The organism is Nocardia sp. NPDC004604 (assembly GCF_040609795.1).
Lineage (GTDB): Bacteria > Actinomycetota > Actinomycetes > Mycobacteriales > Mycobacteriaceae > Nocardia.
In genome coordinates this window covers 1-12,004 of sequence record NZ_JBEXLC010000210.1, presented here as the reverse complement: position 1 = coordinate 12,004, position 12,004 = coordinate 1, and the positions used below count along the sequence as shown (strand labels likewise).

The following is a 12,004-nucleotide window of genomic DNA, read 5'->3' as shown; positions in this document are numbered from 1 at the left end:
GATGGCATTTCTTCAGCTCGAGCCCGGTCGTCGAAGCGCGCGCGGGCGCGCTCGACGTCGGGCAGTGTGGTTGTGGCCCAATGCAGGAGTGCGTCGATGAGGTCTTGCAACGACCGTCCGAGGGGCGTGAGGCGGTACTCGACGGCGACGGGTCGCGTACTTGTGATGACGCGCTCGACCATCCCGTTGCGCTCCAGGCGCCGGAGTGCGGCGGTGAGTGACTTCTGCGTCACGGCGGGGATCGTTCGACGGATCTCGTTGAAGCGCAAGGGGCCCCGTTCGCACAGTGCGTCGAGGACCTGGAGTGCCCACTTGTCGAGCACGTGGTCGAGCAGCTCGCGGTGCTGCTCGGCGAGCTGAGGGCTGTCCGACTGTGGTGGAGCGGTTTCCGGCATGACACCTAGTCTCGTTGAAGTTCCCTTGGAGTACCAGGTAGACATCGGATACCTACTCCGATAGCGAAAGGGACACCCATGGCAGTACAGCTGCTGACCCCGGAGGGCATGTTCACTCCTGTTCCGTACCACCATGTTTCGATCAGCACGGGTACTCGCCACGTGCACGTGGCCGGCCAGATCGCGCGCGACGCCGTCGGCAACCCTGTCGCGACAGGTGACCTCACCGGTCAGGTCGCGCACGCACTGCGCAACACCGCACGGGGCCTCGCCGGGGCCGGGGCAAGCTTCGCCGACGTGGTGCGTCTGCGGTTCTTCGTCACGCACTGGAGCCCGGACAAGTACCACGACTTCGTCGCAGGAATCGAGTGCGTCGCAGACGAACTCGGGATACCGCAGCCGTTGCCGCCCCTGTCGGCGATCGGCGTCGACTACCTGTTCGAGCCCGACGTGCTCGTCGAGGTCGAGGCGTTCGCCGTGCTCGACTGAGATCCAGGCCCCGCGTCATGGACGGTGGTGAGGCTTCGTTCGAAGCCCGGGCGATCCTCACCACTGTGTCGGTAGTCGAACCTGCCCGGTGCTCTCGGGCTGACTGCCGGGTTCTGAATCCTGTGGGACTTGCCGATCCGGGCCAGGGATGGGCGCTGAGATCATCTTCTGGTCCTATCCCCTAGGCTCCACTCGTGAGCTTGCCCTCTCCTACCTCTGAGAATCGCGCGGTCGTTACCGGCGCCTCGTCCGGCATCGGTACGGCGCTGGCCGCTGAACTTGCTGCTCGCGGGTATTCGTTGATCCTGGTTGCGCGGCGTGGGGAGGTATTGAACGAGCTCGCGCAGCGGCTGACGCTGGCGCACGGCATTACCGCTGAGGTGCGCGCGATTGATTTGTCCGACCGCAGCGCACGGGCGCCGCTGGTCGAGGAGTTGGCCGCTCGCAATATCTCGATCCTCTGCAATAACGCCGGTATTGCCACATTCGGCGCGGTTGCCGAACTCGATCCGGCCTATGAGCGCGACCAGATGGAGCTCAACGCCGTCGCGGTGCACGATCTCACCTTGGCCGTGCTGCCCGGGATGATCGCCAGGGGTGGTGGCGGGATCCTGATCAGCGGGTCGGCGGCGGGCAATATGCCGATTCCGAACAATGCGACCTATGCGGCAAGCAAGGCCTTCGCCAATACCTTCTCCGAATCGCTGCGCGGCGAATTGAAGGGCTCGGGCGTACACGTCACCCTGCTCGCCCCCGGCCCGGTCCGCACCGAAACCCCGGATCCGACCGAGGCCTCTATCGTCGACAAAATGGTCCCCGACTTCATGTGGGTTACCTCGGAATACACCGCCAAGATTTCCATCGACGCCCTGGCCCGCAACAAGATGCGTGTGGTCCCGGGCCTGATCAGCAAGGGCATGAGCGTCGCAGGCCAATACGGCCCCCGCTCCCTCACCGCCCCGATCGCCGGTGCGTTCTACAAGAAGCTCGGCGGCTGAAGACCCCGAGCCGCTGCGAACGCTCGGCGGTCACCACCCGATGAGGCCGCAGGCATGACCTCGCACACGGCCCACAGTTCGAAGATCCGGTCGGCGGAGACGTGGCGCACCCGCTGTTCCTGTTCTGCGCCGACCACAGCCGGTGCGTCTTGCGGGATGCATCGGATGACACCGCTGGTGGTGGCCGTGCTCATGGTGGCTTCCGCTGTGGCAGTGGTTACCGCCACTGTGACGTGAGTGCGCGTTTCTGGACTGAATGTCTTAATCCACCACCCCCAAATTTGTCACCGGCAACACCGGCGTCCGCGTCACCGCCAGCTAAAACCCCTGGCCAATCGTGGTGAGTAGAGGCTCCGCCAGAGTGCCCGCGAATTCCGCTGCTTCAAATCCGGTTTCGGTGAGTGGAACGGTCGCGGGGTGGCGCTGACCTCCGGGTCGGGCCGCGGCACGGTCGGATGCCACTCAGCGAAATCGCGGTGTGACTCCTGCTCGCGGCTCGCTAACTTCCGTTCGGTCGAAGTGACCGCTCTCACATTCCATTAGCTGATCAAATGATTCAGCTTCAGAGGAACACCATGAATTCACGCAGGACGACGTCCGCACTCGCCGCCTTCACCTCCGCCGCCGTCATCGGCGGCCTGGTGACCTCCGTCAGCGCCTCGGCAGCGCCCCCGGCTGCCGCTCCGACACCGGCGGTGTCGTATTCTGCCGAGCCGACCGGAGATTCGGTCACCACCACCCTCGATGGCGGGACCTTCGCGTTGTCACCGGACGGGACCTCAGTCCTCATCCGAGACGTCGGCGGGCAGATCCTGGATGTGCTGCCATCGGCGTTGCGGTTGGACGGGCGGCAAATCGCGATCGATCAGCGGATCTCCGCCGACGGCCGGTCGCTGGTCTCCACACCGGACTGGGATGCGGTGCGCCACCAGGACATTCGGCCTGTCGCTGCCCCGCTCGAGAATCAGCTGGCGATGAACGACCTCATCAATTCGGTGAGCATCGGCACCTCGATCGGCAGCTTGATCGGCACCGCGATCGGCGCGGTGGTCGGGGTGGGTGTCGGATTCGCAGTCGCGGGGGTGTCCTGTCTGGTCCTGACTATCGGGTGCGCGCTGGTGGTGCTGCCGGTCGTCACCCTCATCGGTGGTGTCGGCGGGCTGGTCGGGTTGGTGGTCGGTGGCGGCCCCACCGCGGCAGCGGCCCTGTTCGATTACCTCACGGTGCTGCGGGCCAATCCGGGCGAGAGCAAATACGCGCCGTACCTGCCCAACCGCTCCCAACCCGCCCCGAGCACACCCGAGGAGACCCGATGACCGCCCGGCACACCAGAATCGCTTCGCTCCATGTCGCGGGACTCGCCGCACTCGTGGGTGCTGGTGCCGTGGTAGCGGCCGGGCCGGGGCACGCCGACGCCGGCCCGCCGGTCCACTACACGGCCAGCGCGGTCGGTGATTCAGTCCGAACCGTCCTGGACGGCGGGAGCTTCGCCGCGGTCGCCGACGGGCAGTCGATCGAGGTGCGCGACAACGCGGGACTGGTGGTCGACGCGATTCCGCTGACTGTGTTCGTCGGCGATGGGCGCGTGCCCGTGGACCAGCACATCGACGACGGAAACCGAACGCTCACAGTGACTCCCGACCTCAGCGGTGTTCCGGCTGCGGCGCTGCAGCCGATCGGGTCACCGATCGAGAATCAGCTCGCGCTCACCGATCTGGCCAATAATCTCAGCCGGGGGCTGCTGATCGGCACCGCCATCGGTATGGCAGTGGGCGCGGTGATCGGCGGTGTGCTGGGGTTGAGCACCTGCGCGGTGGTGGGCCCGGCCTGCGTGGCGACGGTACCGGCCGCGGTGTTGGTGTTCTCCGGAGCGGGTGGGCTGGCGGGAACTCTGGTGGGCGGTGGTGCGGGACTGGTCGACGGGGTGCGCAAGTATCTGATCACTTTGCAATCGGCGCCGGGCGAAAGTCCGTACGCGCACAACGGATTGGTCGACCCGGACGGCACCGGTGTCCCCGACGCGATCCTGCGGCTCCCCAGCGGATCGTCCAACGGGCTGCGCAGCGGATCCTCGGGCGGGTCCTCCCACCGCTGACCGGTTCACAGCAGAGCGTCGTCGTCGAGCAGTGCTAGCACCTGTGCGACCAGCGTGTCGGCGGGTGTCGATGATGACGCCTCGGTGTCGTCCGGGTCCATCCGCGACGACACCCGCCGGGCCGCCTCGACGACCAGCGGGGCGAATCGTTTGACGGTGGTGGCGGTGCCCGGTGTGCTCACCCCGAGCGCGCCGCGGATACCGTCGGCACCGCGGATGACCGTTGCGACGCCGTAGATTCCGGGCAGATGCTCACCACTGTCGAACGCCAGCCCATCGCGGGCACGGATGCGGTGCAGCTCGGCGTACAGCACTGTGAGATTTGTGATGGTGGCGGGTGTGCACGGTCGCAGTCGCCCGGCCAGGTTCGTCTCGGCCTCCTCCGGGTCGATACCCGCGAGCAGTGCCTTGCCCAGGGCGGGCGCCTGGGCGGGCGCGCGGTGCCCGACACGGACCGCCGAGGCCGATGGGAGTCGGGTGACCCGGTCGAGTATCACGACCTCGTCGAAGTCGAGGACGCCGAGATACGCTGTCGCGCCGGTGGATGCGTGCAGTTCCTCGAGTGCGGGCAGCGCCGCGACGCGCAGATCCTCGTTGGTGTCGTGGCCGCCGCCCAGCCGCAGAGCGCGCGGCCCGAGACCATACCCGCGAGGACGCTGGCGCAGCCAGCCCAGCACGGTCAACTGTTCGAGGATGCGGTAGCAGCTCGACCGCGGTAGTCCGGTGTGCGCGACGACTTCGTCGAGCCGCATGCGCGCCGACCGATCGTCGAACAGATCGAGGATGAGCGTCATGCGTTCGAGCATCGACTGCGGCGGGCCTTCGGCGTGCGGCCCGCCGGCGCGCGACCCGGTCTCGGACCGTAATTCATTGGGGGAGTAGGAAACTCTCGGGTTCACACGATCACCATGTCGTCGCTGACTTCGAGTCCGAATGCCCATCGGCCATAGAGCCGCAGGGCCGGTTCGGGCTGGTTGACCAGGTGGGCCGCGGCGGTGTGCACATCCCGCCAGACCCGTTCGATGCCTGCGCCCTCGCGGATGGCCTCCGCCCCGGCCGACCGCCGCAATAATTCGAGAGCGTCCAGCGCGCGCTCGACGGCCCATACCTGGTCGCGCCGAGTGCGCAGCCGCAGTTCCGTCGTGAGCACTGTGCCGGCGGCCACCGCGGCAGTCGCTTCACTCACGTCCCGTTCCAATTGCAGGATCGACGCGTCGATTTCGGCCAGTCCGCGCGCGACCGCCGCCTGGATCGCCGGATCAGTGACCGACCGCGCACCCGCTAGACTGAACGCGGCGCGCTGACCGGCACGGTCCAAGTACTCCTCGAATGCACCCTGGACGGCGCCGAGCACCGGCATGCACGTAGCCAGGCTGTACACGATCGCAAGCGGGTAGCGACCGGATGCAGGCTCGGAGCCGACCATGTCCACACCGCCGGGCTGCGGAGCGATGCGGATCCGATGCGCGGGGACGAACGTCTGCCGTGCCGTCACGCGCCTGCTGCCCGTACCGCGCAGGCCGACGGTGTTCCAATAGTCGCCGAGCGCAAGTTCCGAACGCGGCACGACAGCCGTCGCGAGGCCGACTGGACCTCCGTCGGATCCGGTTGTCAACGCCGCCAACGCGACCCACCCGCAATGCTCGATCGCGGGCACATTCGACCACGCACCATCCAGCAGATACCCACCCTCGGTGGGCGTGAGCCGGCCGGCGGGCGCGTGCGACGCGGTCACCAAGGTACTTGGCGTCGATCCCCACACCTCCTGTCGCGCAGTCGGTTCCAGCAGCGCGACATGGCACGACGCGGTACCCAGCATCGCGGCAACCCAGCCGGTCGACGGGCAGGCCGCCGCCAGGGTGCGCACCACCTCGAAAAAGCCGAGCAGGTCCGCGGGCCCACGCCCGGCAAGCGGGCGCAGCAGCGTGAACAGCCCGGTCTCGACCATCGCCGCGATTACCGCCTGCTCCACAACGCGATCGCGATCTGCGCGTTCGGCGTGCTCTCGCACCATCGGCGTCAGCGTCGCGATCGCCGCCGATACCGCGTCGCGGGCGTCGATGACCGCGCCTGCTGCCGAGCGAGTCCGAAATCGGGACTCGGTGGCGAAGCCCGTCACGCGGGATCGGCGCGTCATCGGTGTCGTTCCGCTCAACGAAATCGCCTGCCTTCCATCGATTTCCCGCTCTTAACTTCGGCTGTGTCACGCGGCGGTACTGCCGCATTCCCCAGAGAGGAGCCCATCGCGGGACCCAGGCACACTGCCGCAACGTGATGCGCCGCTACAGCGGCTGGTGGGACGGTCATCCGGGCGACTTGCTGCCCATGCCCGAGCGCGACCAGGTGTTCGAATACGCGGCCCTGGCCGGTGGGGGGCCAGAGCCGCCCGTGCCCGTGAGCTCTCCTCGACCAATATCCGGCTGGCCGGCCATCTGGCCGAAACAGCGTTCCACGCCGATCCCGATGACACCGTCATCCAGTCCACCTACGCCGAGATCTTCACTCGCCGTGCCGAAATCGAGCCAGTGCTGATGGCGAAGATGATCTTCAGTGAGGCGTACCTGCGCGTCGAGGAGCGGCGCCAGTAGTCCACCGCCGATGCGGGTGCGGGCGCGAACGCAGTCGTCCGGCACGGGCGCCCTGCCTTCACGATCGGACGGATCCCGCATCGGCCGGCAGGACGGTCAGGTGCCGGTGCAGCAACGGACCGCCGACCGCGATGGTGAGTGCGAGTGCGAGGCCGACGAGCCGACGGACCTCGGGCAGCATCGGCTCGAGCAGCCAGGTCGCTATCATCGCGGCCGCGACGAGGGCGGCTTTCGCCGCAGAGAGCCGTGGCAGGGATAGCCGGGGAACGGTGATGGGCTTGCTGGCGGTCCACCGCCTTCTGATCAGGTGCGCCGCGGTCGGCACCACCAGCAACACGACGCCCAGCCGGAGGCCGTGTTCCCACAACGGCCCGGTTTGCAACACCCACAGCAGGCCGACCGTCACGCCGGCGAGCACGTAGCCGGCCCACGTCCGCGCCGGGGTCCAGCGCGTGTTCTCGGCCGGAACGCGCTCCGGGGCACGGTTTTCCATAGACAACGGGTCTCCCTGGTGCTCAGACGATGGTCGATCGGGCGGCAGCTCGGCCGACCGGCGAGATCGAGAGGCGAGTGCGACGCGTCCACACTCGCCCCGTTCCCGCGCTGCTCGGCGGAATCAGTTCGCCAACGCATCCGCTTTCACCAGCGACTTCGCGTCGAAACGGTCGCCGTAGGTGGCGGCGAGTCCGGCGGCGCGGGCCAGGAACCCTTGCGCACCACCGTGATTGGAGTACACGAAGTGCAGCGCGCCGCCGGTCGACGCCGGGAATCCCGCAAAGACGGAGCCGATGTCGGCGAGGTCGTCCGAGGTGACGATGCCCTCGGCACGGCACTTCAGCACTTCGATCGCCACAATGAACAGCATGCGGTCCTTCAGCTCGACGATGTCGGCACCGCGCTTGTCGCCACCGAACGCCTCGCGTAGTCCAGGCCAGAATCCGATCCGCTCGCCTGCGTAGTCGTAGAAGCCGGCACCGGCGGCGCGGCCTTTGCGGTCGAATTCCTCGATCATGCGCTCGACGACCCGGTAACCGGGCCGCTCCCGGAAGTCGTGTCCCTCCGCGACGGCTGCCGCCCTGTTGTCCTCGATCACCTGCCGCACGAGAGTCAGGCTGATCTGGTCGATGACGAGCAGCGGCTGGGTGGAGAAGCCGGCTTGGGCCGCGGCCTGTTCGATCGACGCGGCGGGGACACCGTCGGCGAGCATGTCGAGTGCTTCGAATATCAGTGACATGAACAGTCGGGTCAGGAAGAAGCCGCGACCGTCGTTGACGACAATCGGCGTCTTCGAGATCAGTCGCACCGCGTCCACCGCGCGCCGTACGGCGTCATCGGAAGTCTGGGCGCCCTTGACGATTTCGACAAAGGGCATCTTCTCGACGGGGCTGGAGAAGTGCATGCCGATGAAGGCGTCGGGGCGGCGCACCGCGTCCGCGAGTGCGGTGATCGGGATCTGGGAGGTGTTGGAAGCCAGCAGCGCGTCGCTGGCTAGTTGCTCTTCGATCGCCGGGTAGGTGGCCTTCTTGAGTTCGGGGTCCTCGAACACCGCCTCGATCATCAGGTCCGCGCCGGCCAGTTCGGCGGCGTCGGCGGTGGGCCGGATGCGTGCCAGCAGTTCGTCGGCGCGCTCCTGCGACCAGCGGCCCCTGGCCACTGCCTGCTCGACCAGCGTGCGGGAGTAGGTTTTCCCGCGTTCCGCCGCTTCCGGCGACACGTCCTTCAGCACGACGTCGACTCCGGCCTTCGCGTATTCGTAGGCGATCCCGGCGCCCATCATTCCGGCGCCGATCATCGCCAGCTTCCGCGGCCGGAAGGCATCGGGCCGAGCGGAGCCGCCGTTGAGCTTGTTGAGGGCGAAGAACGCCTGCACCATGGCCTTCGTGGCCGGGTTGCGCAGCAGGTCGACGAAATACCGGGTCTCGATCGCCATGGCGCCCGCGAAGTTCAGCTGCGCCCCTTCCATCGCGGCCGCGAGCAGATTGCGGATCGCCGGTAAATCGGCTCCCTTCAGCTGTTTGCGAATGTTGGCTGTGAGGGCAGGCAGATTCATCGAGTTGGCCACCGTGGTCGGCGGGCCACCGGGGATCCGATGGCAGGGCCGGTCCCATGGCTGCCGTATGGCCGGGTTGGCGGCTATCCACACCTTCGCCGCCGGGATCAGCTCCGCTTCGGAATCCACCAGCTCATCGACGATTCCGGCCTGCAGCGCGGCGGCGGGCCGGTGGCGCTGCCCCTTTGCCAGGACGTTCGACATGGCATCGGCCAGCCCGAGCATGCGCACGGTGCGGACGACGCCTCCGGCGCCCGGAATGGCGCCGAGGGTAACTTCCGGCAGTCCGATCCGGATTCGGCCGTCGTTCACCCCGATCCGGCGGTGCGTGGCGAGGGCGAGTTCGAGGCCGCCGCCCAGTGCGGAGCCGTTGATCGCCGCGACGACAGGGCGGCCGAGCGTCTCGAGCCGTCGCAGCGAGTCCTTGATGCCCTCGCACAGCTCGACCAGTTCGGCGGTCGTGCTGTGCTCGATCAGCGTGCGAAGCTCCTTCAGATCGGCGCCGGCGTGGAAGGTCTGCTTACCGGAGGTGAGGATGACTCCGGTGATGTCCTCGCGCTGGGCTTCCAGACGATCGACGATCGCGGCGAGGGAGGTCCGGAAGGCGGCGTTCCAGGTGTTGGTCGCCTGGCCTGGGTCGTTCATGGTGAGCACGACGACGCCGTCTGCGTCGCGGTCCCAGCGAATTGCACTGCTGTCTGTCATTGTTCGGAAAGTCCCTTCGTACTGGTGGTTCGGCGGTCAGGACAGACGCTCGACGATGGTGGCGATGCCCATGCCGCCGACGGCGCACAGCGTGACCAGGCTGTAGCGGCCTCCGGTGCGTTCGAGCTCGTCGAGCACGGTGCCCAGCAATATGCCGCCGGTCGCCCCGAGCGGATGTCCCATGGCGATAGCGCCGCCGTTGACGTTGATTCGGTCCGGATCGACGTCCATCTCGCGCGCGTACCACAGCGCCACGGCCGCGAACGCCTCGTTCACCTCGATCAGGTCGATGTCGTCGATGCTCAGCCCGGCCCTGGTGAGGGCCTTGCGGGTCGCGGGGGCCGGACCGGTGAACCCGATGGACACGTCGGACCCGCTGACGGCGGTCGCGACGATCCGGGCTCGGGGGGTGAGCCCCCATTCGGCGGCGATGCGTTCGCTCCCGATCGCCACCAGCGATGCGCCGTCCACGATGCCGGACGAATTGCCCGCGGTGTGCACGTGATCGATCTTTTCGATCCAGTGGTACTTCTGCCGCGCGACGGCGTCGAATGCGCCCATCTCGCCCATCGCCGCGAACGACTGTGACAACTCGCCGAGCGACTCGGTGGTGGCGTCCGGCCGGATCAACTCGTCGTGGTCGAGCAGGACGGTGCCGTTGATGTCGGTGACCGGCACCACCGATCTCTTGAATCGGCCGTCCTTGCATGCCTGCGCTGCACGCAAATGCGATTGCACGGCAAATGAATCCACGTCATCGCGGGTGAATCCGTGCATGGTGGCGAGCAGATCGGCCGCAGGGCCCTGCAGGATGACGGGCGTGCGGTGATAGAGGTTCGGGTCGGCGATCGAGATCATCCAGGGATCGGAGCCCATGGGGACGCGCGACATCGACTCCACGCCCCCGGCGAACACGAGGTCCTCCCAGCCCGAGGCCACCTTCTGCGCGGCAATATTGACCGCTTCCAGGCCCGAGGCGCAGAACCGGTTGAGCTGCACGCCGACTGCGGTCTCGCCGAGTCCGGCGCGGAGCACGGCCATTTCGGCGATGTCGCCGCCCTGTTCGCCGACTGCTGAGACGCAGCCGAGCACGACGTCGTCGATGCGTGCCGCATCGATCTCGGGGTGGCGGGTGAGCATCTCCCGGATCAGTCCGGTGGTCAGGTCCACCGGGCCGACGGTGTAGAGCGAGCCGGTCGGCTTTCCTTTGCCACGCGGGGTCCGGATCGCGTCGAAGATCAGTGCTTCGGTCGCTGCCATTGCGGTTTTCTCCTTGATTCGGTGGGTCGTTCAGCGTCCTGCAGCGGTGCGGTGCACGAGTTCTCGGGCGATGATCAGCTTCTGGATCTGCGGCGTGCCGTCCCCGATCTGGTAGCCCGAGACGTCGCGCAACATCGCCTGCAGCGGCATGTCCTCCGACCAGCCGACGTGCCCGTGCAACACGATGGCGTCGTTGATCGCGGCGAATGCGGCCTGGGGCGCCCACCACTTGAGCATCGCCGCCTGCACGGTGTGCGGCTGACCGGCCATGCGCAGCCCCAGCGCGTGCCACGCCAGCGAGCGGATCGCCGCGAGATAGGTATTGTGCTCGGCGATCGGGAAGGAAACACCCTGGTTGACGCCGATAGGCTGCCCGAACGTGATGCGCTGCAACGCATATGCGCCGGCAAGGTCCAGCGCGCGCTGCGCGACGCCCACCACGTTGAGGGCGATCAGCGTTCGGGTGAGGTCGAACTCGTGCAGCACCATCTGGAAGCCGCCGCCGGGTTCGACCGCCACGTGGTCGTCGGGCACGAACGTGCCTTCGAAGGTGAGCGAGCCGCGCCCGACGGGCCGCGCGCCCGGGTCGCGGAACCGCTGCCGGATGACCGTCGGGTCGTCGAGTGCGACGACGAACGCACCGATTCCCTTGGCGCGCAATGAACGGTCGGTTTGTGCGATAACCGTGGCCACGTGCGCATCAGGTGCCTGCGTGATGGAGGTCTTCTCGCCGTAGAGCTTCCAGCCGCCGGGTACCCGCTCGGCGCGGCAGGTCATCGACTGCGGATCGGATCCGGCTCCCGGCTCGGTCAGCGCCAGTGCGTGGACGACGTCGCCGGAGACGATCCCGCGCACCCACCGGTCGATGACGGTCTGCGGCGCATACTTGGCCAGCAGTGCGGCAGGCACGCCCTGCCCGAACAGGATCGTGCCGAGGTTGATGTCGGCGTAGGACACCTCCTCGCAGGCCAGGCCGAGAGCGAGCAGGTCGGCGCCCTGGCCGCCCAGCGATTCGGGCAGGCACAGGCCGAGCAGCCCGGCCGCGCCGAGTTGCTTGACCTCCTCGAAGGGGTATTCGTCGCGCTGGGCTCGCTCGAGATAGCCGGGCATCAGCTTCTCGCGCGCGAATCGGCGGACGTTGTCACGGAATTCGACGTGGTCTTCATCCAAGATGAAAGGATTCACAGATTGCCTCTTGTTCGACGCTCATTGATGTTCGTGGACTGTGTGTTTCGTGGTGCGGTGTGGTCCGTGCCCTGACGGGCCGACGTGGTTACCGCAAGCTGCCGCCTTCGGCCCTCATCAGGACGATCGGCGTGGACGCCGCACCCGCGCGGTGCGCGCCGGAAGTCGCCACATCGACGCGCTGCCGGTCGTGGCGACCGCGGCGAGCAACCGGCGTACGACTCGCGCCTTCCGTGGGC

General features: G+C 67.5%; 13 protein-coding genes. 5 read left to right on the top strand and 8 right to left on the bottom strand.

The genetic code is table 11. The annotated features are described in order from the left end of the window. Window positions 1–395, bottom strand: a 395-nt coding sequence (locus tag ABZW16_RS40480; protein ID WP_354961453.1) for a helix-turn-helix domain-containing protein, incomplete at its 3' end; no start/stop codon positions are given. A 78-nt stretch (window positions 396–473) separates the two neighbouring features. Here ABZW16_RS40480 and ABZW16_RS40475 point away from each other — a divergent pair. Beyond that, complete coding sequence (locus tag ABZW16_RS40475; RefSeq protein ID WP_354961452.1) at window positions 474–884, top strand: RidA family protein; 411 nt, start codon at window positions 474–476, stop codon at window positions 882–884. Between the two features lie 194 nt (window positions 885–1,078). Continuing rightward, entirely contained in the window at window positions 1,079–1,882 is an 804-nt protein-coding gene (gene cmrA / locus ABZW16_RS40470) for a mycolate reductase (RefSeq protein ID WP_354961451.1), read from the top strand. On the opposite strand, the gene ABZW16_RS40465 is transcribed toward cmrA, so the two are convergent. After that, window positions 1,861–2,076, bottom strand: coding sequence for a hypothetical protein (locus ABZW16_RS40465; RefSeq protein WP_354961450.1), 216 nt, complete (start codon window positions 2,074–2,076; stop codon window positions 1,861–1,863). The two genes, cmrA and ABZW16_RS40465, sit on opposite strands and share 22 nt — an antisense overlap. A gap of 381 nt (window positions 2,077–2,457) precedes the next feature. Between ABZW16_RS40465 and ABZW16_RS40460 the strand changes: the two genes are divergently transcribed. Both ABZW16_RS40460 and ABZW16_RS40455 read left to right on the top strand, forming a co-directional pair. After that, window positions 2,458–3,198 (top strand): hypothetical protein, encoded by a 741-nt coding sequence (locus ABZW16_RS40460; protein ID WP_354961449.1) that lies wholly within the window; start codon window positions 2,458–2,460, stop codon window positions 3,196–3,198. Next, window positions 3,195–3,977 carry a hypothetical protein gene (locus ABZW16_RS40455; RefSeq protein WP_354961448.1) on the top strand — a complete coding sequence of 261 codons (783 nt, stop codon included), beginning with the start codon at window positions 3,195–3,197 and terminating at the stop codon, window positions 3,975–3,977. The genes ABZW16_RS40460 and ABZW16_RS40455 overlap by 4 nt, the downstream gene beginning before the upstream one ends. 5 nt (window positions 3,978–3,982) lie before the next feature. Here the strand turns inward: ABZW16_RS40455 and ABZW16_RS40450 are convergent, their stop codons facing one another. Then, a complete protein-coding gene (locus ABZW16_RS40450) occupies window positions 3,983–4,876 on the bottom strand; it encodes an IclR family transcriptional regulator (RefSeq protein WP_354961447.1) in 894 nt (297 codons plus the stop codon). Beyond that, window positions 4,873–6,114, bottom strand: a complete 1,242-nt coding sequence (locus ABZW16_RS40445) for a flavin-dependent monooxygenase (RefSeq protein ID WP_354961446.1) — start codon at window positions 6,112–6,114, stop codon at window positions 4,873–4,875. The genes ABZW16_RS40450 and ABZW16_RS40445 overlap by 4 nt, the downstream gene beginning before the upstream one ends. A gap of 137 nt (window positions 6,115–6,251) precedes the next feature. On the opposite strand from ABZW16_RS40445, the gene ABZW16_RS40440 reads away from it, so the two are divergent. Then, window positions 6,252–6,509: a hypothetical protein gene (locus ABZW16_RS40440; protein ID WP_354961454.1), complete on the top strand. Its 258-nt coding sequence runs from the start codon at window positions 6,252–6,254 to the stop codon at window positions 6,507–6,509. A gap of 114 nt (window positions 6,510–6,623) precedes the next feature. Here the strand turns inward: ABZW16_RS40440 and ABZW16_RS40435 are convergent, their stop codons facing one another. From ABZW16_RS40435 to ABZW16_RS40420, 4 genes are all read right to left on the bottom strand, one after another. After that, window positions 6,624–7,058, bottom strand: a complete 435-nt coding sequence (locus ABZW16_RS40435) for a hypothetical protein (RefSeq protein ID WP_354961445.1) — start codon at window positions 7,056–7,058, stop codon at window positions 6,624–6,626. Between the two features lie 123 nt (window positions 7,059–7,181). Continuing rightward, the gene (locus ABZW16_RS40430) at window positions 7,182–9,320 is read right to left on the bottom strand and encodes a 3-hydroxyacyl-CoA dehydrogenase NAD-binding domain-containing protein (RefSeq protein ID WP_354961444.1); all 2,139 of its coding nucleotides are present in this window, start codon (window positions 9,318–9,320) and stop codon (window positions 7,182–7,184) included. A 36-nt stretch (window positions 9,321–9,356) separates the two neighbouring features. Beyond that, on the bottom strand, window positions 9,357–10,580 hold the full coding sequence (locus tag ABZW16_RS40425; protein ID WP_354961443.1) for an acetyl-CoA C-acetyltransferase: 1,224 nt from the start codon (window positions 10,578–10,580) through the stop codon (window positions 9,357–9,359). 30 nt (window positions 10,581–10,610) lie between these two features. Continuing rightward, window positions 10,611–11,765: an acyl-CoA dehydrogenase family protein gene (locus ABZW16_RS40420; RefSeq protein WP_354961442.1), complete on the bottom strand. Its 1,155-nt coding sequence runs from the start codon at window positions 11,763–11,765 to the stop codon at window positions 10,611–10,613. Window positions 11,766–12,004: the final 239 nt, after the last annotated feature.

Bases quoted from the DNA above. Each gene is read 5' to 3' on its own strand.
- ABZW16_RS40465 (WP_354961450.1), bottom strand. From the start codon at position 2,076: ATGAGCACGGCCACCACCAGCGGTGTCATCCGATGCATCCCGCAAGAC.
- ABZW16_RS40425 (WP_354961443.1), bottom strand. From the start codon at position 10,580: ATGGCAGCGACCGAAGCACTGATCTTCGACGCGATCCGGACCCCGCGT.
- ABZW16_RS40455 (WP_354961448.1), top strand. From the start codon at position 3,195: ATGACCGCCCGGCACACCAGAATCGCTTCGCTCCATGTCGCGGGACTC.
- ABZW16_RS40440 (WP_354961454.1), top strand. From the start codon at position 6,252: ATGCGCCGCTACAGCGGCTGGTGGGACGGTCATCCGGGCGACTTGCTG.
- ABZW16_RS40475 (WP_354961452.1), top strand. From the start codon at position 474: ATGGCAGTACAGCTGCTGACCCCGGAGGGCATGTTCACTCCTGTTCCG.
- ABZW16_RS40445 (WP_354961446.1), bottom strand. From the start codon at position 6,114: ATGACGCGCCGATCCCGCGTGACGGGCTTCGCCACCGAGTCCCGATTT.
- ABZW16_RS40460 (WP_354961449.1), top strand. From the start codon at position 2,458: ATGAATTCACGCAGGACGACGTCCGCACTCGCCGCCTTCACCTCCGCC.
- ABZW16_RS40435 (WP_354961445.1), bottom strand. From the start codon at position 7,058: ATGGAAAACCGTGCCCCGGAGCGCGTTCCGGCCGAGAACACGCGCTGG.
- ABZW16_RS40430 (WP_354961444.1), bottom strand. From the start codon at position 9,320: ATGACAGACAGCAGTGCAATTCGCTGGGACCGCGACGCAGACGGCGTC.